At 45.9% G+C, this 21,481-nt stretch carries 17 protein-coding genes; 11 read left to right on the top strand and 6 right to left on the bottom strand.

The genetic code is table 11. The features are described 5' to 3' along the window. Positions 1–19: 19 nt before the first annotated feature. The 4 genes from ITG10_RS00190 (at position 20) to gnd (ending at position 4,851) form a co-directional block, all read left to right on the top strand. The gene (locus ITG10_RS00190) at positions 20–715 is read left to right on the top strand and encodes a response regulator (protein ID WP_017629468.1); all 696 of its coding nucleotides are present in this window, start codon (positions 20–22) and stop codon (positions 713–715) included. Between the two features lie 442 nt (positions 716–1,157). Next, a complete protein-coding gene (gene zwf, locus ITG10_RS00185) occupies positions 1,158–2,660 on the top strand; it encodes a glucose-6-phosphate dehydrogenase (RefSeq protein WP_017629467.1) in 1,503 nt (500 codons plus the stop codon). Next, entirely contained in the window at positions 2,657–3,373 is a 717-nt protein-coding gene (gene pgl / locus ITG10_RS00180) for a 6-phosphogluconolactonase (protein ID WP_017629466.1), read from the top strand. Before zwf ends, pgl begins: the two co-directional genes overlap by 4 nt. A gap of 29 nt (positions 3,374–3,402) precedes the next feature. Next, positions 3,403–4,851 (top strand): decarboxylating NADP(+)-dependent phosphogluconate dehydrogenase, encoded by a 1,449-nt coding sequence (gene gnd, locus ITG10_RS00175; RefSeq protein WP_017059712.1) that lies wholly within the window; start codon positions 3,403–3,405, stop codon positions 4,849–4,851. Positions 4,852–4,973: 122 nt separating this feature from the next. Here the strand turns inward: gnd and ITG10_RS00170 are convergent, their stop codons facing one another. Further along, positions 4,974–6,134 (bottom strand): HD domain-containing phosphohydrolase, encoded by a 1,161-nt coding sequence (locus ITG10_RS00170; protein WP_026084096.1) that lies wholly within the window; start codon positions 6,132–6,134, stop codon positions 4,974–4,976. A 428-nt stretch (positions 6,135–6,562) separates the two neighbouring features. Between ITG10_RS00170 and ITG10_RS00165 the strand changes: the two genes are divergently transcribed. Continuing rightward, a complete protein-coding gene (locus ITG10_RS00165) occupies positions 6,563–6,976 on the top strand; it encodes a VF530 family DNA-binding protein (RefSeq protein WP_010438513.1) in 414 nt (137 codons plus the stop codon). Positions 6,977–7,161: 185 nt separating this feature from the next. Here the strand turns inward: ITG10_RS00165 and ITG10_RS00160 are convergent, their stop codons facing one another. The 5 genes from ITG10_RS00160 to ITG10_RS00140 form a co-directional block, all read right to left on the bottom strand. Beyond that, on the bottom strand, positions 7,162–7,353 hold the full coding sequence (locus ITG10_RS00160) for a hypothetical protein (RefSeq protein ID WP_017629464.1): 192 nt from the start codon (positions 7,351–7,353) through the stop codon (positions 7,162–7,164). A gap of 257 nt (positions 7,354–7,610) precedes the next feature. After that, a complete protein-coding gene (locus ITG10_RS00155) occupies positions 7,611–8,369 on the bottom strand; it encodes a sulfite exporter TauE/SafE family protein (protein ID WP_017629463.1) in 759 nt (252 codons plus the stop codon). A gap of 195 nt (positions 8,370–8,564) precedes the next feature. Continuing rightward, positions 8,565–10,085, bottom strand: a complete 1,521-nt coding sequence (locus ITG10_RS00150) for a tripartite tricarboxylate transporter permease (protein WP_017629462.1) — start codon at positions 10,083–10,085, stop codon at positions 8,565–8,567. 10 nt (positions 10,086–10,095) lie between these two features. Further along, a complete protein-coding gene (locus tag ITG10_RS00145; RefSeq protein WP_017629461.1) occupies positions 10,096–10,596 on the bottom strand; it encodes a tripartite tricarboxylate transporter TctB family protein in 501 nt (166 codons plus the stop codon). 248 nt (positions 10,597–10,844) lie between these two features. After that, the gene (locus ITG10_RS00140) at positions 10,845–11,816 is read right to left on the bottom strand and encodes a tripartite tricarboxylate transporter substrate binding protein (RefSeq protein ID WP_248386604.1); all 972 of its coding nucleotides are present in this window, start codon (positions 11,814–11,816) and stop codon (positions 10,845–10,847) included. Between the two features lie 582 nt (positions 11,817–12,398). On the opposite strand from ITG10_RS00140, the gene ITG10_RS00135 reads away from it, so the two are divergent. From ITG10_RS00135 to ITG10_RS00110, 6 genes are all read left to right on the top strand, one after another. Continuing rightward, entirely contained in the window at positions 12,399–13,118 is a 720-nt protein-coding gene (locus ITG10_RS00135; RefSeq protein WP_026084285.1) for a GntR family transcriptional regulator, read from the top strand. Between the two features lie 37 nt (positions 13,119–13,155). After that, a complete protein-coding gene (gene prpB / locus ITG10_RS00130) occupies positions 13,156–14,052 on the top strand; it encodes a methylisocitrate lyase (RefSeq protein WP_017631236.1) in 897 nt (298 codons plus the stop codon). 147 nt (positions 14,053–14,199) lie between these two features. Further along, positions 14,200–15,414, top strand: coding sequence for a 2-methylcitrate synthase (gene prpC / locus ITG10_RS00125; RefSeq protein WP_017631235.1), 1,215 nt, complete (start codon positions 14,200–14,202; stop codon positions 15,412–15,414). A 78-nt stretch (positions 15,415–15,492) separates the two neighbouring features. Next, positions 15,493–18,147, top strand: coding sequence for a Fe/S-dependent 2-methylisocitrate dehydratase AcnD (gene acnD / locus ITG10_RS00120; RefSeq protein WP_248386603.1), 2,655 nt, complete (start codon positions 15,493–15,495; stop codon positions 18,145–18,147). A gap of 9 nt (positions 18,148–18,156) precedes the next feature. Next, on the top strand, positions 18,157–19,329 hold the full coding sequence (prpF, locus tag ITG10_RS00115; RefSeq protein WP_017631234.1) for a 2-methylaconitate cis-trans isomerase PrpF: 1,173 nt from the start codon (positions 18,157–18,159) through the stop codon (positions 19,327–19,329). Between the two features lie 115 nt (positions 19,330–19,444). Continuing rightward, positions 19,445–21,349 (top strand): propionyl-CoA synthetase, encoded by a 1,905-nt coding sequence (locus ITG10_RS00110; protein ID WP_017631233.1) that lies wholly within the window; start codon positions 19,445–19,447, stop codon positions 21,347–21,349. Positions 21,350–21,481 lie beyond the last annotated feature (132 nt).

Below are 21,481 nucleotides of genomic sequence, written 5' to 3'. Positions count from 1 at the left end.
GGTTAAAGGAAGAACATAAATGAACGCAATCACGAGAGTCATGGTCATTGAAGATGATATTGCGATTGCAGAGCTTCACCATCGTTATTTAGAACAGATGGGAGGCTTTGATGTGGTTGGCATTGCGACCACGCAGTCTGAAGCCTTAATGCAGCTCGATATCTTGAAGCCAGACTTGGTGCTTTTGGATGTTTATCTGCCGGATGGTTGTGGGCTCGATATCCTCAATCACGTTCGCGGCAGCAATCAAGGCTGTGATGTTATCTTGATTACCGCAGCACGCGATGTCGACACTTTGCAGCAAGCAATGCGTGGCGGAGTTGTCGATTATCTACTCAAACCCGTGATGTTTCCTCGTTTAGAAGCGGCGCTGAAAAAGTACCAATCACAACAGCAAGAGTTTGAAAGCGTGTCTGACCTTAACCAAGGCTTGGTCGACAAGATGTTGCAAGCCAATGCGAAAGCAGACTCAGCGAAAGTATCGACGTTACCTAAAGGGATCGACGGTGTAACGCTCGATAAGATTCGTGCGATATTTCAACAAGCGGATACGTCGAATATTACGGCTGATGAAGCAGGTGAGCGTATTGGTGCAAGCCGAACCACTGCCAGACGCTACCTGGAATTCTTGATCACGACCGGTGAGTTGGTTGCCGATTTAAACTACGGCACCGTTGGTCGTCCTGAACGTTGTTATAACAAAGCGAAAAGATAAGGCAATACGAAAAGCTATATTCATCCGAAGACGCCTTTACATTCCCAATAAACTGTAAAACCAGTTGAATAAGCTGGTTTTAGTTTCCTTTTTAACATCCACAAGTCACTCCACAGACCAGATGCCATTCTTTCTTGACTACAATGTTTGAGAATGCCGATTTGCTGCTATTTCTACCTTTGTGAACTCAGCTATCGATTAGAATTTGTTCGAAATGAGTCAATATTTAATCGATTGCTTTCACAGTGGTTGATGTAAATCAAATACTCATAGACAATACTGTCCCGAATAGAGGTGATAGCATTCACCCTCGTTTACCAAACGCATTCTCAAGTGTAATAGGCACTCGCTATTGATGTAATAGCTAAGACCTATTATCTATTTTCGTATGTCGCTGATACCGTTGGCGAATACTAAAAACCTTGTTTTTATAGGAAAGATGATGGTAATACCTGAAAACAGCAGCATCGTTATTTTTGGTGCGTCGGGAGATCTAACTTACCGCAAGTTAATTCCTGCTTTGTACCACCTGTATGCTAGCAATCAACTACCAGAATCCTTTGCGATTCTTGGAGTGAGCCGTACTGAGTACAGCGATGAGTCTTACCGTGAGAAGCTGAAGAAGTCTCTTCAGGAAATGGAACAAACTGAACCTGAGACGCTGAATGCATTTATTGAACATTTGCATTACCAAGCGATCAACACTTCAGATGTCGAAGATTACGCTCGTTTAGCACAACGTCTAGACAAGCTTGAGCAAGACTACCAATTCGAAAACCATAACACACTGTTCTACTTGGCAACGCCGCCAAGCTTGTACGGTGTGATCCCAGCAAACCTTGCTGCGCATGGCCTAAACGATGAAAGGAACGGCTGGCGCCGTCTGATCATCGAGAAGCCATTTGGTTACGACCTAGCTTCTGCTCAAGCGTTAGATGAAGAGATCCATCATCACTTCCAAGAACACCAGATTTACCGTATCGACCACTACCTTGGTAAAGAAACGGTACAAAACCTTCTAGTGCTTCGTTTCTCAAACGCGATGTTTGAACCTCTGTGGAACCGTAACTTTATTGAATACGTTGAAATCACAGGTGCTGAGTTCCTTGGCGTTGAAGAGCGTGGCGGATACTACGACGGTTCTGGCGCAGTTCGTGACATGTTCCAAAACCACCTGCTACAAGTGTTAGCAATGGTTGGTATGGAACCACCTGCTCAAATCAATGCTGATTCTATTCGTGACGAAGTGGTTAAAGTACTTCAGTGTCTGAAACCTCTTGAGGAAGATGACCTACGTAAAGATCTCGTTCTTGGTCAATACACAGCTTCAGACGTTCGCGGCCAGCACTTGCTTGGTTATCGTGAAGAGCCGGGTGTAGCAGACGATTCTCGTACTGAAACGTACATTGGTCTTAAAGCACACATCAATAACTGGCGCTGGAATGGTGTTCCTTTCTACGTTCGTACAGGTAAACGCCTACCAACGCGCGTAACGGAGATCGTGATTCACTTTAAGAACACGCCACACCCAGTATTTGGTCAAGATGCACCAGAAAACAAACTGATTATCCGCATCCAACCGGACGAAGGTATTCAGATGAGCTTTGGCTTGAAAGAGCCGGGTGCAGGCTTCAAAGCAAAAGAAGTGAAAATGAACTTCTCTTACTCTGACTTGCCTGAAACTCAAATGCTAACGGCTTACGAACGTCTTCTTCTTGATGCACTTAACGGTGATGCAACTCTGTTTGCACGTACTGATGCAGTAGAAGCGTGTTGGAAGTACGTTCAACCAATCTTAGACTTCAAGCAAGATCCTCAAGCACTGTTTGGCTATGCTTGTGGTACTTGGGGCCCACAGGAAGCAGATGAACTGCTGCAACGTGATGGCCGCGCATGGCGTTTCCCATGCAAAAACTTAACAGACACGGATTACTGCGAACTATGATCAATCACAAGATCTTTGCAACGCCAGAATTGGTTGTTGAAACTCTAGCAAATGAAATGAAAGCGTACAGCGAGCAGGGTAAACCTGTTCACATTTCATTGTCGGGTGGCAGCACGCCAAAAATGCTTTTCAAGCTTTTAGCTCAAGCACCATACGCTGAAGGCATTCAATGGAATAACCTTCACTTCTGGTGGGGCGACGAACGTTGCGTTGCACCAGACGACGCTGAAAGCAACTTCGGTGAAGCTAACGCGCTGTTGTTTACTCAAGTGAACCTTCCTGCTGAAAACATCCACCGCATTCGTGGTGAAGATGAACCGAAAGCAGAAGCAGAGCGTTTCGCAAAAGAGATGGCAGACGTAATCCCAACAGAAAACGGCACGCCAGTTTTCGATTGGATTCTGCTAGGTGTTGGCGCAGACGGTCACACAGCTTCACTATTCCCGGGTGCAACCAACTACCAAGATGAGAACCTGTCTGTACTGGCTTCTCACCCTGAGTCTGGTCAAATCCGTGTTTCTAAAACAGCAAAAGTTTTAGAAGCAGCTAAACGAATCAGCTACCTAGTACTGGGTGCAGGTAAAGTTGAGATCGTTAAAGAAATTCATACTACTCCTGCTTCAGAGTTGCCTTACCCGGCAGCGAAAATCCAGTCTAAAACTGGCGAGACAGAGTGGTTCCTAGATTCAAATGCAGCAAGTGCTATCGCATAAGTGCGAATAGCCGCAAGGAGATATAAATAATGAAAGGTGATATCGGTGTAATTGGCCTAGCAGTAATGGGTCAGAACCTTATCCTAAACATGAACGACCACGGCTTCAAAGTTGTGGCTCACAACCGTACTGCTGCGAAAGTAGACGAGTTCCTAGAAGGCCCAGCTAAAGGTACTAACATTGTTGGTGCTTACTCTCTAGAAGAGCTAGTTGAGAAGCTAGAAGCGCCACGTAAAGTGATGCTTATGGTTCGTGCTGGTGACGTTGTAGACACGTTCATCGAAAACCTAATCCCACTTCTAGACGAAGGCGACATCATCATTGATGGTGGTAACACTAACTACCCAGACACTAACCGTCGTGTAGCGCATTGTCGTGAGAAAGGCATCCACTTCATCGGTACTGGTGTTTCTGGTGGTGAAGAAGGTGCTCGTTTCGGTCCTTCAATCATGCCAGGCGGCGCGGCTGAAGCTTGGGAAGCGGTTAAGCCAATCTTCCAAGGTATCTCTGCAAAAACTGACGCTGGTGAGCCTTGTTGTGACTGGGTTGGTAACGACGGTGCTGGTCACTTCGTTAAGATGGTACACAACGGCATCGAATACGGTGACATGCAGCTTATCACTGAAGCATACCAGTTCATGAAAGATGGCCTAGGTATGTCTGCTGACGAGATGCAAGCAGTATTCGCTGACTGGAACAAGACTGAGCTAGACAGCTACCTAGTTGAAATCACTGCTGACATCCTTGGCTACAAAGATGAAGACGGTGAAGCGCTAGTTGAGAAGATCCTAGACACTGCAGGCCAAAAAGGCACTGGTAAGTGGACGGGTATCAACGCACTAGACCTAGGTATCCCACTAACTCTAATCTCTGAGTCTGTATTCTCTCGTTGCCTGTCTGCTCTTAAAGACCAACGTGTTGAAGCTGAAGCTTTGTTTGAGAAAACAATCACTCCAGTTGAAGGCGACAAGCAAGAGTGGGTTGATGCACTACGTCAAGCTCTACTGGCTTCTAAGATCATTTCTTACGCTCAAGGTTTCATGCTAATGCGTGAAGCGTCGAACGAAAACGGCTGGGACCTAAACTACGGTAACGTAGCACTAATGTGGCGTGGTGGTTGTATCATCCGTTCTGCATTCCTAGGCAACATCCGTGATGCGTACGAAGCAAACCCAGACATCGCGTTCCTAGGTTCTGACGAGTACTTCAAAAACATCCTACAAGGCAGCCTAGTAGCATGGCGTAAAGTAGCAGCGAAATCTCTAGAGTCTGGTATCCCAATGCCATGTACGATTTCTGCGCTATCTTTCCTAGACGGTTACACAACAGCACGTCTACCAGCTAACCTGCTTCAAGCTCAACGTGACTACTTCGGTGCTCACACTTACGAGCGTACTGACCGTCCACGTGGTGAATTCTTCCACACAAACTGGACTGGTACAGGCGGCGACACTGCTTCTACAACTTACGACGTATAATCGTTAGTTAGAATCAGTAAGAACGTGTTTGTTCTTTAAGCTGTAAATAGAAAAAAGGATGCCAATAGGCATCCTTTTTTGTTGGCTTCGATTTAGCATAAGTCATTCGAAATTCACTCAGGCTAAGCCATCATAGCTTGAGGTTTTACATCGTCGTTGTATTGCTCTCGAATTGCCATAAAGTCGTCTAGGTTCTGTTTAAGGGCCTCAACACATTCAGGGTCGAACATCGAACCGTTGTGCGCTTCAATGTACTCCATGACTTCCTCCAGTGACCATGCGTGCTTATAGGCTCTTTTACTCATCAGCGCGTCAAACACATCCGCGAGCGTTACAATTCGTGCTTCAAGCGGAATCGCAGTATGACTCAAACCATCGGGTAACCCCGAACCATCAAACCGCTCGTGGTGATGACGCACAATATTCTTAATAAACTGAATTTCATCAGAACACATAGAGCAATGATGGGAGAGTGACACCACATCGTTAATCATCTCTTCACCATACAAGGTGTGGTTGTTCATTATGGCTCTTTCTTCTTCTGAGAAACGCCCCGTGCTGAATAACACGTTATCTGGGATTCGGTACTTACCAATGTCGTGAAATGGCGCATATAAGCGAATACGGTGAACGAACTGATGGGTAATCGAATTGTTACTGTGCGAAAGCGTACGTGCGAGCTGCTCGCTGTATTTTCCCATGCGAATCAGATGTTCTTTGGTTTCAGGGTCGCGCGCATGTCCCATGTTTAGAGCGACCGCTAAAGAGGATTGAAAATGACGCTGACGTTCGAATAGTTGTACAAACAGGTTCGAAATCGCTTGAGTGAGGTAGGCGATGTCGCTTTGGATTGTCTGCTTAGCAAAAAAGTCAGTGCATGATGCGTTGATGAAAACGAATCCGAGGTTACTCTCTTGGTAGTGGATTGGAGTTGTATAGCTACTTTGGTGACCGAGCTCGAGTAGATGAGAGATTTGCTTCGTCGGATTGATCAAAGAGAGGTCATCAACAATTCTAGTCTCCAATGATTCAGCCAGACGACTCAAAGCGGAGTTGGGTTTGATTTCTTGTTCGATGTAGTGGTGCTTGACGTTTTGGCACAGTGAATCTGATACAAAATAATTAGATGCTTTATTTTCACTGCATAGCACCACGGATAGCCGAGATAGTATGGGGTAGTGTTCACGAGCTAGCTGAAAGAGATCATCGACTATGGCGACGATGTCTTTGTCTTGGGCCGCTGCTCTACTGAAATGTGAGTAGTCAAACATTTGGCAAGCCAACCTTTACTTATAATTATGTCATTGTTTAATCCGGTCTTTTACCGTTTCGATATTCAATAAAACCATAGCATTGTGTTATTAAGATGTAATACTGCGTACTGAAAAACTTTAATGTCATCACTAAATACATGGATTTTGCATACGGTTACTATAAGTTTTGTTAGGTTAAACCAGTCTCATATCTTTTGCGGGGGAGTTTTGTTTGAAGAATGTCTTAGTCTGTATAGCGAGCTAAGGTAGGGTGTTAAGTGACCAATTCGAAATTAATTTCAAAGATAAATAGGATAACGAGTATGCTTTATGCCATCATAAAGGCATAAATAAGGGCAATGGATGTAATGCCCAAGTGATTGAGCTAGAAATGGTCAGTGATGACGGTGTTCTAGAGTAAATTCAAGGCCTTTAGTTGCCTTGATAAAGGTAATGTTATGACTGAAGAAGAAAGAATCGAACTGCAACAAAATAACCCGTTACATGGCTTAAAGCTTGAAACCATGATCACTGAATTAGTGGACCATTATGGTTGGGAAATTTTAGATGCGGCAATGCGTATGAACTGCTTTAATACTAAGCCTACAGTGGCAAGCGCAGTTAAATACCTGAAGAAAACCGAATGGGCTCGTGAAAAGGTTGAAAACTTCTACCTTTACCGTTTCAAGCGCATGCCTAAAGCATCGGACATTGAGTACCAGATGCCTCCGCGTTCACGTACATTCCGCCATGGGCTAGAACCTCGTGAGCCAATGGAACTAACGGTTGAGTCTATCCACGCTTCTCAAGCTAAAGCTGCGTCTGCGTTTAAAGAGCGTCGCGGCGGTAACGGTCGTAACTTTCGTCGTTAATAGATAGGCGTCGCTAGTAAAAGGGCGTCGTTAATAGAAAGGTGCCGCTAATAAAAGGGCGTTGCCAACAGAAAAGCGTCGCTAGAAAAACCATCGAATAGCCTAATCAGCTAAAGCGATAAGCATAAAATACAAAAGGAGCCTAAGTGCTCCTTTTTTAATGCGTGAAGCTTTAGTCGTTCGTCTTAAGCTTCACGGTTCTTTCTTTGATTCTTCCAAAGGTCAACGCTATAGACAATGGCGCTGATCAGTAAGAATAGCGCTGACACAGAAAACAGAGCGGGCATTTTTAGAATCCACGCGAATGTGGCAGCAAGAAAAGCGACAAAGCAAATGAGTCGACTTGATGACATGACATGACCGAGTTTAATGTTCATAACGCCTCCTAATGAAGTCTCACTTTCGACAGGAGAATTATCCTACTTTCCGTAAAAGAAAGGCTAAAAAACAGTCTAAATTGTTATCAAATTTACTAATTAAAGGACTCGTCTCACATATTGTGCTCTGGCTATTTTATAAGCAATAAAATAGCGAATCAGGTATGAGAAGGGTGCAGTCTTTTTGCTTTATCTTTCCAGTTGCAAGCCTTATTGAACCGAATGTCTAGTTAGCATAAACCTAGTAGGCATAGAATCTAGTTGGTATAAAAAAAGTAAGCGGTGATCAAAAAGCTCGCGATGATCACTGTGGTACGAACATATTGTTGAGGAATACGGCGAGAAACTTTTGCTGAATAGTAACCACCGACCAATGTCCCAAACAAAACGGCCATGCCTGACGGCCAATCAATCGAACCATTCACAACAAAGAACACGATTGCCGCGAGTGACGCGCATGCCGACACCAACAATTTGATGCCATTCATCACGTTGATATTGGTATATCCTGCCAGTGCCAAGTAGCTCAAGGTCACAATGCCTAAGCCTGCATTAAAATAACCACCATAAACACATACGATCAAAAGTAATACGGCGGAAAAGAACGCGCCTGCGCTGGTGGCGTGCTTATGTTTAGCGGTTACTTTCTTTAGCCATTTATTGAGTGTGCCACCAAAGGTAAAAAGCAGAGCGGCGAACAGCAATAACCAAGGAACGGATTGAGTAAACAACGCTTCTGGCGTGTGTAGTAGTAAAAATGCACCAATGCCGCCGCCAATTACACATAGCCCAACAACGAGTTTGAGTTGTTTGGTACCAGACTGAATTTCATGGCGCAATGCATAAGCACCACTGATGTAACCAGCGCATGAAGCAAAGGTATTGGTCGCGTTGGCCGCAATCGGAGGGACGCCGGCGAATAACAAAGCGGGGAAGGTGATGAAGCTGCCTCCTCCTGCAATGGAATTCAACACGCCACCGATCACGCCTGACAAGAATAGAATCAACCAATCCATAGTTTTAGAATCCAATGCGTTAACTGACTGGCTACCTTACTTGATTTTGTTATTAATATCAGAGCTGTGGGGCTTGAAAGTGCGAGTTTGTGAGTTTGCTATCATCTTAGAGCTGTGGTTTTTTGAAATAGCTGATACGAAAAAGGAGCCTGAGGCTCCCTTTATTTCGTTTTGTTTTTCTAAGCTAAGCCAAGTTTACACTTCAACAGGCTTTGCTCTAAAGCTCTTGAACAGCTTAACCAGAATCGGACTAGAGAGAACCAATACCGCTAAAATAGTGAAGGTCATGGTGATAGGGCGTTCCCAAAGGAAGCTGAGTTCACCATCACTGATCATCAGCGCGCGTCTCAAGTTCTCTTCCATCAAACCACCTAATATGAAGCCAAGCAGTAACGGTGCGAGCGGGAAGTTGGCCAGCCTTAACGCTATCGCCGCCATTGCCACAATTAGCATCACAAACACATCCATCGTGTTGAAAGACACCAAGTACACGCCTGTGATTGAGAAGAAAATAATCATTGGCAGTAGTACCGTTCTTGGTACCGCTAGCAGTTTAGAGATGTAAGGGATCAACGGTAGGTTTAAGATAACCAGCACGATGTTGCCAAAGTACATCGAGATAATCACCGACCAGAATACATCTGGATGCTCAACGAACAAGCGAGGACCCGGCTGAATACCGTAGGCAATCAATGCACCGAGCATGATTGCTGTAGTACCAGAGCCCGGAATACCGAGTGTTAACAGCGGTACAAATGAACCACTTGACGCTGCGTTGTTTGCTGATTCAGGAGCCACAAGACCACGAATGCTGCCTTTACCAAATTCTTTCTGCTTGTCTTTTGGTGCTAGGCTGCGTTCCATGCCGTAGCTTAAGAAAGCAGCGATAGTCGCGCCAGCACCCGGAAGCACGCCAGTAAAGAAGCCAAGAATTGAAGAACGAATCGAAACGGGCGCGACTTCTTTGAACTCTTCTTTGGTCACTTTCATACTGCCAATATCGGACATCTTTTTGCTTTCTTCAGCGCTGTTATCTTGCTCAGGCTTAAGAATGCCCATTAAGGTCTCACCCAATGCGAACGTCGCCATCGCTAGCAATAGGAAGCTGAATCCGTCCATAAGATCCGTTAGACCAAATGTGAAACGTTCTACACCGACACCTTTGTCGATACCCACTGTTGATAACATCAAACCTAAGATAGTCATCATCCAAGCCTTGATTACCTGACCTGGGCCTGCAAACGCCGCTACTGCTGATAAACCTAATAGCATCAGTGCAAAGTAGTCAGAAGACTGGAAGCTTAATGACACGCTTGCTAGAGCTGGTGCGGCGATCAACAACATAATTGCAGAAAGCGTACCACCAGTAAAAGAAGAATAGGCTGCAAGGGCAAGGGCTTTACCAGCTTGGCCTTTTTGCGCCATTGGGTAGCCGTCGAATGCTGTTACTACCGTAGAAGAACAACCCGGAGCATTGATTAAAATTGATGACGTTGAACCACCAAATACTGCGCCGTAGTAAACACCGGCCATCAAAATAAGACCAGAAGATGGGTCTAGGCCATAAGTGATAGGGATCATCAGAGCAATGGCTGAGATTGGACCTAGCCCCGGAAGCATCCCGATGAAGGTACCTACGAAACAGCCTACGATTACCATCATGATGTTCATTGGCATCACAGCGGTAGAAAGTCCTTGTAAAATTCCGTCTAACATAATGTTATCCCTACCAAAGAGTGAAGATTAAACCAGGCTCTAGGTAGATATCTAAGCCTTGAGTTAAAAGAAGAAAGAACGCGATAACGAAAGGAAACGACGCGCCAAACAAGATAGATTTACGGCGCTCACCCAGTAGGTAAAAGCCCGCCAATAAGAAGAAGCTTGTTGCTAGAACGAAGCCAAGATATGTCAGTCCAACGCCATAAAATGCCATCAGTACTAAGAAACCAATCAGTAGCTTCCAGTTTAAAGGTGCGGTGTCACACTTGAGCTTTTTGTCTGGCTGACCAGTCATAAGCAGAATCAGCGACAACCCGATACCGATGAAAGTTAGCAGGGTAGGCAGTGTTCTCGCGGTAAAGGGTTCATATTCATCACCGGGAAACAGCGGAATCAGGGTGGTTTGGTAGCCGTAGCACAAGCACGCCAGCATAAAGATCAAAGCTCCGAGACGATCGCCTGAAAGCAAAGATTCTTTACTGAAAAATTTGGTTGGTAAGTCCGACATATCCAACTCCATTTGGGTGGTGTAGAAAAGTAAAAAAACCGTACATGAGCGAGTCAATGAAATGTCTGGGATCACTAACCGAAGGTAAGCGAATTACGATGCTTGAACTTAACAAGCCACTTGCATTTACAACGAATCAGCAAGCGTGAGTAATACGTCTACGAATAAACAAAGGAGTTTGAAGTTAACTCATGTACGGCGAAACAAGGAAAGAGTGAGAGGGCACAAAGTCCCTCTATCGTTGTTGGTTATTTCAAGAAACCAAGCTCACGCATTAGGTCGCCCATTTGTTTTTCTTGATCTTCTAGGAAGGCGTAGAAATCTTTGTCCGCTTTGTAGTTATCGATCCAACCGTTACGGTCACGAACTACTTGCCACTCATCGGTTTTGTACATTTTCCCTAGAGCTTCATTCCACTCATCGATTTTTGCTTGGCTAGCATTTGGAGCCGCGAAAAATCCACGCCAGTTAGCAAATACAGTTTCATTGCCGTATTCAGTTAGTGTTGGAATGTCTGGCGCTGCCTCAAGACGTTTTGGTGCCGTTACAGCCAGTACTTTTACCTGTCCAGACTTAGACATCTCTAGTACCTCACCAAGGCCAGTTGAAAGCAGTTGGGTTTCGCCAGAAAGCAGTGCAGCCATCGCTTTACCGCCCGCATCGTAAGCAATGTAGCGAACCTTTTTCGCATCAAAACCTTCGCCCTTGAACGCCGCAGCAACTACAAGGTGGTCCATGCTGCCACGAGCTGAACCGCCAGCAATTTTTACTTTACGAGGGTTTGTTTCGAATTCTTTTACCACGTCTTCCCACGTGTTGTATTTAGAATCAGCAGAAGCAACGATTGCGCCGTAATCGGCAATGGTTGCAGCAACAGGTGTAAGGTCACGGAAAGACTGTGGGAAAATACCCGTTAGAGAGCGCACAACGATAGGTGTTGAGTTCACCATCAGCGTGTCTTCTTGGCGTTGAGCCGTTTCAATTAGGTGTGCAATGGCTTTACCGCCGCCGCCACCAGATAGGTTTTGGAAAGAGACATTTTCTACGATGTCTGATTTCACCAGTACATCACCAGTACCACGAGCTGTCATATCCCAACCGCCACCAGCGCCGCCAGGGATTAGGAAGTGGATTTTCTCTACGTCAGCAGCAAAAGTGTTGAAAGAAAAGGTTGCTGCGATGATAGAAGCCGCAAGAGTAGGTTTCAGTGCCTTGAACATGGTTCACGTTCCTTATGTAGGGGATCTCTTCAATGGAGAGAAACTTATGTTTATATCCAGCTACTAAACACACGAGTAGGGTATTGCTTAGTAGATGAATCTAAAGTTAACGGTGTGTTAATGAATTGTCTGTAATGCGGCGATATTGAGGATAAAGAACATTGGGTGAATAAAGTTCATAAAGTTCACGGGGAGCGACTCATGCGACTATTCGCTGAAAGGCATAAAAAGAAGAGCACATCAGCCGTCTTCTTTGTATCCGTTTCTGGATGAGCAGAGGCATATCCACATAGAGACCTGAATTTGAAAAGTTGACTGTCAGTTGTCGACACATTGTTTTAGAGTTAATTTTAGATGGGTAAGGGTTTGAAGCTTACTTAAGATTTAACTCAATGAATAACATCTATTTATTTCCCTTTGTTGCCTCGTTTTACTACTTCTTCACCGGTTAATGAAAATACTACCTTAGTCTAAATTGTCGACAATTGGCTTGATTGTCGACAATTTAATCGTGTATTTTATATTCATGTTATGAAATTGTTGACAATTAACGTTAAGCAATCAGAAGTGAGCAGCGTGAATATGAATACTGCGATAAAAGATTTCACCTTAAGTACGAATACGAAAACTCGTGTGAGCGATAAAGAAAACACCAAGTCAGAAAACTTAACGGAATACCTCGTTGAGGCGATTGTTAATGGTGAATTACCTCCGGGCAGCAAGATCTCGGAGCCTGAGTTGGCTAAACGCTTTGAGGTCAGTCGTGGTCCTTTGCGTGAAGCTATTATGCGTGTCGAAGGGTTAGGACTTATTGAGAGAATTCCTCATGTTGGCGCCCGAGTGATTACCTTTTCTGCTGACAAGCTACTTGAGCTATACGCGGTTCGAGAGGCTCTAGAAGGTATGGCTGCGCGACTCGCAGCAAGACACATCACACAAGAAGAACTGATCGGCCTTGAAGCATTATTGTCGACACACTCCAAACATATCGATGAAGTGGAGGGTTCTTCCTACTTCCATCAACACGGCGATTTCGATTTCCATTACCGAATCATTAAAGCCAGCCGCAACAGCAAACTTATTTCTCTACTGTGTGATGAGCTTTATCACTTATTACGCATGTATCGCTACCAATCGCCTAGAGCGCAGTCTCGACCAAAAGAGGCGCTTGATGAACATAAATATATCCTACAAGCAATCCGCAACCGTGATGAAGAGCTAGCAGAGATGCTGATGCGACGACACATCTCCGGTAGTCGACTGCTTATCGAACAACAAATTCAATCCAAAGATATGGATTAACAGTCTTACAAATAAACAATTAACAGGGAGCGTCATTATGAAGTTATCAGCGGGAGCAAAGTTCCGACAAGCTGTGCAAGACAACGATCCACTGCAGATCGTCGGCACGGTAAATCCGTACTGCGCGATGATGGCAAAGAACTTGGGTCACCAGGCCATTTATTTGTCTGGTGGAGGTATCGCCAATGCGTCTTACGGTTTGCCTGACTTAGGCATCACTACATTGAACGATGTGTTGGTGGATGTGGAACGCATTACCAACGCGTGTGATTTACCTTTACTGGTGGATATCGATACGGGATTTGGCGGTGCGTTCAATATTGCACGCACTATTCGAGCGATGGAAAAAGCGGGCGCTGCTGCTATTCATATGGAAGATCAAGTGGCCCAGAAACGCTGTGGTCATCGACCAAACAAAGCGATTGTTAGCCAACAGGAAATGGTCGACCGAGTAAAAGCGGCAAGCGATGCGAGAACTGATGAGAGCTTTGTGATTATGGCTCGTACCGATGCTCTGGCCGTAGAAGGCATAGATAGTGCGATTGAACGCGCGATTGCGTGTGTTGAAGCCGGTGCGGACATGATTTTCCCAGAGGCGATGAATCAACTCGACCAATACGTGAAGTTCTCGGCGGCGCTGAAATCAGCAACCGGTAAGCATGTGCCTATATTGGCTAACATCACCGAGTTTGGACAAACACCGCTCTACAACTGCAAAGAGCTGGCGCAATCTCATGTCGACATGGTGCTTTATCCACTCAGTGCATTCCGTGCGATGAACAAAGCCGCGGAGAATGTTTACAAACATCTGTTAGTTGAAGGCAATCAAGAAGCGCTATTGGATTCAATGCAAACTCGTAAAGAGCTTTATGAACATCTGAATTACCACGACTACGAGAACAAGCTTGATCAGTTGTTTTCAAGCGAAGGGTAAAACCAGTTTCAATTAATTAAAAATCAACTTAATCCAATAACGTGAAATGGTTAGTCGCCATATCCAGTATCGATGATAAAGATCATCGGACATATAAACAGGCAGCACCAAAGAGTGCAGGCGACTAACACAGAAAAGGAGTTCACCATGTCTGTATCTTTGAGTGATAAAGCAGCTGTCGATAAGGCTTCAACAGAAAACCATCAACAAAGCGAAAACCCAGCAAGTTCACCAAAAGGCGCACCTGCAATCGGTGGCGCTGGTCTACGTGGCCAGAGTGCGGGAACCACAGCGCTATGTACGGTAGGAAAATCAGGAACTGGCTTAACCTACCGTGGATATGATATTACCGACCTTGCTAATCATGCTCAGTTCGAAGAAGTGGCGCATCTGTTACTGAGAGGCCATTTACCAAGTGAAAAAGAGCTAGACGACTACAAAACATCGTTGATTGGTTTACGTGGTTTGCCTCAACCGTTGAAAGCCGCTTTAGAGCTTATCCCTGCAGACGCTCACCCTATGGATGTGATGAGAACAGGCTGCTCAATGTTGGGTAACTTAGAGCAAGAATCTGACTTCTCTGAGCAGCTATCAGCAACAGAACGTATGCTTGCACTTTTCCCTGCCATTATCTGCTATTGGTATCGCTTCAGTCATGATTGCGTGCGAATTGATACACAGGACCAAAGCGAATCATGTCTGGGTGGTTACTTCTTGAAGATGCTAACGGATAAAGCGCCGAGTGAACTTCATAAGAAGGTCATGCACTGTTCGCTAACGCTTTACGCAGAGCATGAGTTTAATGCTTCTACCTTTGCGGCTCGTGTTTGTGCATCAACACTGTCGGATATTCATTCGTGTGTGACAGCGGCGATTGGCACACTAAGAGGTCCTCTACATGGCGGTGCAAATGAAGCGGCAATGGAAATGATCCAAGATTGGAAAACCGCCGATGAAGCTGAAGCGAACATCATGAAGATGCTTGCTAATAAAGACAAAATCATGGGCTTCGGTCATGCCATTTATCGAGAGAGTGACCCACGCAACGCGCTAATTAAACGTTGGTCAAAAGAGCTAGCGCAAGAAGTGGGAGACGAGCAGCTTTACGCGGTATCTGAGCGCGTTGAAGCGGTAATGAAGCGTGAAAAAGGTCTTTTCTGTAATGCGGATTTCTTCCACGCCTCTGCCTATCACTTCATGGACATCCCAACCAAACTGTTTACACCTATCTTTGTGATGAGTCGTCTTACCGGTTGGACAGCGCATGTGTTCGAGCAAAGAGAAAATAATCGCATCATTCGCCCAAGTGCAGATTACACCGGGCCTGAGCATCAAGATTGGCTACCTATTCATTTACGTTAATCCTTCTGTCTCAAGGCGACTCATCTATCGAGTTGTCCTTGAGAGCCAATGAATAGAATTTTAGATAATGGTGGATGTATGTCTGATGTGAAAATTGAGAATAACCCGAACCTTGATAAAAATGCAGGCCTTGAGAATAGCCAATACAGAAAGGCTCTATCGGGAACTTGCTTAGAATATTTCGATGCCCGTGAAGCGGTAGATGCGATATCTCCGGGCAGCTATAAAACCTTGCCGTATACGTCGAGAGTATTGGCGGAGCAATTGGTAAGACGCTGTGATCCAGCAGCTCTTGAAGGTAGCTTGAAACAAATCATTGAGCGTAAGAGCGACTTAGACTTTCCTTGGTATCCCGCGCGTGTCGTGTGTCATGACATTTTAGGTCAAACTGCTTTAGTAGATTTAGTGGGCTTACGAGATGCGATTGCTGACCAAGGTGGAGACCCTGCCAAAGTAAACCCAGTAGTCGAAACCCAACTGATTGTAGACCACTCTTTAGCCGTGGAACATGCTGGGTTTGATAGCGAAGCGTTTGATAAAAACCGCGCGATTGAAGAGCGTCGAAACGAAGACCGTTTTCATTTCATTGAATGGTGTAAAACGGCGTTTAAAAACGTCAGTGTGATTCCTGCGGGTAACGGAATTATGCACCAGATTAACCTGGAAAAAATGTCTCCGGTTATTCAATCCAAAGCAGGTATCGCGTTCCCAGATACCTGTGTTGGTACCGATAGCCATACTCCTCATGTTGATGCGTTGGGCGTTATTGCCATTGGTGTGGGTGGCTTGGAAGCGGAGACGGTAATGCTCGGTCGCCCGTCGATGATACGTTTGCCAGATATTGTGGGCGTTAAACTTACCGGTCAGCGACAAGAGGGCATTACAGCAACCGATATTGTGCTCGCAATTACCGAGTTTCTTCGTAATGAAAGGGTGGTTTCAAGCTACTTAGAATTCTTCGGTGAAGGCGCGCGTGCACTCACTATTGGCGACCGTGCGACTATCTCAAACATGACGCCTGAGTACGGTGCGACGGCTGGCATGTTCTACATAGATGAGCAGACTATTCAATACCTTAAATTGACAGGTCGTGATCCTGAGCAAGTTGAGTTAGTCGAGCTTTATGCTAAGCAAACCGGACTGTGGGCGGATGACCTTGATTCGGCTCAATATGAGCGTGTGCTTGAGTTTGATTTGTCGAAAGTTGAGCGAAACCTCGCAGGACCTTCGAACCCTCATCGCCGCTTACCAACCAGTGAACTTGCCCAGCAAGGCATCAGCCAAGCTTCTTGGAAAGAGCAACATGCTGAGCATTATAGTGATGACCAAATGCCAGATGGTGCGGTGATTATCGCAGCGATTACCTCATGTACCAATACCAGTAACCCAAGAAACGTAGTGGCGGCAGGGCTAGTAGCTAAAAAAGCCAATCAACTTGGTTTGGTTCGTAAGCCTTGGGTTAAAACGTCATTTGCTCCGGGGTCTAAGGTTGCCAAGCTCTATTTAGAGTCAGCAGGTTTACTTCCTGAACTGGAACAGTTGGGTTTCGGCATTGTCGGCTATGCATGTACGACTTGTAACGGTATGAGTGGGGCATTGGATCCTGAAATCCAACAAGAGATCATTGACCGCGACCTCTATTCCACCGCTGTGTTATCGGGTAATCGAAACTTTGATGGCCGAATCCATCCTTATGCCAAACAAGCCTTTCTAGCGTCACCGCCATTGGTGGTTGCTTATGCCTTGGCTGGCACGATTCGTTTTGATATTGAGAAAGACAGCTTAGGTACAGACAACAACGGTAAGCCAATTTACCTGAGTGACTTGTGGCCAAGTGATGCGGAAATTGATGCGGTTGTTGGCGAGCATGTTAAACCACAACAGTTCCAACAAATTTACGTGAAAATGTTCCAGCCAGATGATGAACAGCTAAGCAGCGAGCCGCTGTACGATTGGCGACCTAAGAGCACTTATATTCGTAGACCGCCTTATTGGGAAGGTGCGCTGGCGGGTGAACGAAGCCTTTCTGGTATGAGACCTTTAGCGATCTTAGGTGACAACATCACCACCGATCACTTATCGCCATCAAATGCGATTCTAGCTTCAAGTGCGGCAGGTGAATACCTCGCAAAAATGGACGTTCCTGAAGAGGACTTTAACTCGTATGCGACTCACCGAGGTGATCATTTAACGGCACAAAGAGCCACCTTTGCTAACCCTAAACTGTTCAATGAAATGGTCACAGAGTCAGGAAACGTGGTGCAAGGTTCATTGGCACGAGTTGAACCCGAGGGACAAGTAACTCGCATGTGGGAAGCGATAGAAACCTACATGAACCGTAAACAATCTTTGATTGTGGTTGCAGGCGCAGACTATGGACAAGGTTCATCACGCGACTGGGCGGCTAAAGGCGTGCGATTAGCAGGTGTTGAAGTGATTGTTGCTGAAGGCTTTGAGCGAATCCACCGAACCAACTTAGTGGGTATGGGCGTCTTACCTCTGCAATTCAAAGAAGGAACAGATCGTAACACCTTACAACTCGATGGTACTGAACTTTACGATGTGTATGGCGACATCCAAGCGGGTTCCGATTTAGCGTTAGTCATCACTCGTAAAAGCGGTGAAAAGCTTGATGTGCCAGTGACCTGTAGATTGGATACGGCAGACGAAGTGAATGTGTATAGCGCTGGTGGCGTATTACAACGCTTTGCCAAAGACTTTCTCGCGCAATAGGAGCCTGTGATGAATATGAAACAGATAAAAGTCCCGGCAACCTATATGCGCGGAGGGACCAGTAAAGGTGTTTTCTTCTGCTTGAATGATCTACCAGAAGCGGCGCAAGTTGCGGGACAAGCGAGAGACGAGTTATTTCTGCGTGTGATTGGCAGTCCTGATCCTTATGGTAAGCAAACCGATGGCATGGGCGGTGCGACGTCCAGTACCAGTAAAACTGTGATTGTTTCGAAGAGCAGTAGAGCCGATCACGATGTTGATTACCTTTTTGGTCAAGTGGCAATAGACAAGCCATTTGTCGATTGGAGCGGTAACTGCGGGAACTTGTCTGCTGCGATTGGCCCATTTGCTATTCATAGTGGCTTAGTCGATTCAAACCGTATTCCGGAAAACGGCGTGGTCGAGGTGCGAGTATGGCAAGTAAACATAGAGAAAACCATTATTGTTCATGTGCCTATCGTGGATGGTGAAGTTCAAGAGTTGGGGGATTTTGAACTCGATGGTGTTACTTTCCCTGCAGCTGAAATCCGAGTTGATTTTCTGGACCCGGCAGACGCGAGTGGATCGATGTTTCCGACGGGAAATGTGGTCGATTTCTTAGATGTCCCGGAGTTAGGTTGCATCAAAGCGACTTACATTAATGCAGGAATTCCAACCATTTTTGTTGATGCAGAATCGGTGGGCTATCAAGGCACAGAGCTTCAATCGGATATCAACAGCGATTCAAAAGCCTTGGCATTGTTTGAATCCATCCGAGCACATGGCGCAGTCGCGATGGGACTTATTGATTCGTTAGAACAAGCTGAATCACGCCAGCACACCCCAAAGGTTGCCTTTGTGGCCAAGCCTCAAGCGTATCAAGCTTCGAGTGGCAAGGCAGTTACCGTCGCTGATACAGAGCTGTTGGTCCGTGCTTTGTCTATGGGGCAGCTGCATCACGCCATGATGGGCACAGCTGCGGTTGCGATCGCTTCAGCGGCCAGTGTTCCGGGTACGCTAGTGAATTTGGCGGCGGGGGGAGGCTCTCGTGACTTTGTGACCTTTGGTCATCCATCAGGAACCTTGAAGGTTGGTGCTAAAGCGCATGAGACAGAAAGTGGATGGAAAATTGAGAGGGCGATTATGAGTCGCAGTGCCCGAGTGATCATGGAAGGTGCCATTCGTGTGCCTTTTCCCAAGTAAAGCGATTGTCGTGAGCGGTTGAATGTTCCGAAAACAACGCTGAGAAAAGAGTGCACCAAGTGCTAGTGCCAAAGGCTAGGCGCTTGGAAAATGGATTAATCATGGAGGAGGCACTATGTCTGCTACAAATCGAATGACTAGAAAAACGGATTACATCACCGAGTATCAATGGGCAAGGGAAGACCCAAAATCGTTCTGGGAAACACAATCACAAGCCATTGATTGGTTTGAGTCTCCAAAAACGATATTACAAACGGACGATAACGGTATTGAACGCTGGTTTCCTGATGGGGTGATGAACACTTGCTGGTTGGCGTTGGATTATCATTGTGAAAATAGCCGTGGTGATAAGGTCGCACTGATTTACGACTCGCCAGTTACGGGCATCAAGTCGTCTTACACCTACAATGAGCTTCGCGAGCAAGTGGCGAAGACCGCTGGTATGTTGGCAGAACAGGGCGTCACCAAAGGCGATCGTGTAGTCATCTACATGCCAATGATTCCTGAAGCAGCTATGGCAATGTTAGCCTGTGCTCGGTTAGGAGCAGTGCACTCTGTGGTGTTCGGTGGATTTGCTCCGCATGAGCTTGCGGTTCGAATTGAAGATGCTGAACCTAAAGTATTGATCACCGCCTCATGTGGCATCGAAATCAACAAGGTTCTACCGTATAAACCAATGGTTGACCGCGCAATCATGGATAGCCGTTGGAAGCCAGAGAAGGTAGTGGTCTTTCAAAGAGAGCAATGTCTTGCAGAGTTAAACAACGATCGTGACTTGCATTGGCAACAAGCCGTTGCTAGCGCTGAGCCTCATGAGTGTGTACCTGTTTTAGCAACTGATCCGTTATATATTTTGTATACCTCGGGCACGACAGGTAAGCCAAAAGGCGTGGTCCGTGATAATGGCGGTCATGCGGTCGCGATGAAATACTCGATGAGTACCATTTATGACATGCCGCAAGACGGCGTATTTTGGGCGGCTTCCGATGTGGGTTGGGTAGTTGGGCATTCCTATATAGTCTACGCACCACTGATTCATGGCTGTACGACGATTCTGTTTGAAGGTAAGCCTGTGCGGACGCCTGATCCGGGCGCATTCTGGCGTGTGTGTGAAGAATATAATGTCGATGTTCTATTCTCGGCGCCAACTGCATTCAGAGCGATAAAGAAGGAAGACCCAGAAGGTGAGTTGCTGACCAAGTATGACTTATCATCACTCAAGTCGATCTTTATGGCCGGCGAGCGTTTAGACCCGCCAACATTGGATTGGGTTGAATCTCATACGAGTAAACCAGTAATTGACCATTGGTGGCAGACCGAGACGGGTTGGGCTATCTCAGCTAATCCTACAGGGCTTGAGTCTTTACCGGTGAAAGCGGGTTCTTCAACTAAACCTGTGCCGGGCTATCAAGTGGCGATCCTCAATGAGTTGGGTGAGCCTACACTCGCTAATCAACAAGGTTTCGTGGCACTCAAACGACCACTTCCACCTGGCTGTTTGCCGACGGTATGGCGCAACCATGATAGGTTTGAATCGGGTTATTTAAGCCAATTTCCAGGTTATTACGTCTCGGGCGATGGTGGTTATCTCGATGAAGACGGTTACCTATTTATCATGGGACGAATTGATGATGTGATAAATGTCGCGGGGCATCGTTTGTCTACTGGTGAAATGGAGGAGATTGTTGGTGGTCACCCTGCCATAGCTGAATGTGCCGTGGTTGGTATTCACGATGAATTAAAAGGTCAGCTTCCTCTCGGGTTAGTGGTTCTGAAAGATGGCGTGAAAGTGGATGGCGAAGACCTTCAAGCTGAGCTTGTTGGTAAGGTTCGAAATGAGATCGGTGCAGTCGCATGTTTTAAGCAAGCCTTGGTAGTCGAGAGGCTTCCTAAGACGCGTTCCGGCAAAATCTTACGCAGAACTATCCGACAGATAGCCGAAGGTGAGCAATACGTGGTGCCTTCAACCATTGATGACCCAACAAGCTTAACGGAAATTGCAGAAAAGCTCGGTAAATAAAGGCTAGGTTGAATCTGAGTTGTGGCTTGGCTCTTTAAATAGCACTTAGTTTGATGAAGTATAACTAGGCGTGATGCTTCATCTAAACTCTGCTTTATTCATCTCCCAACGCATCGCATTTACTATGACCTC

It is taken from the genome of Vibrio sp. ED004 (genome assembly GCF_023206395.1).
Taxonomy (GTDB): domain Bacteria; phylum Pseudomonadota; class Gammaproteobacteria; order Enterobacterales; family Vibrionaceae; genus Vibrio.
The sequence above is the reverse complement of the archived record's forward strand: the minus strand, read 5'-3'. Positions and strand labels throughout refer to the sequence as shown.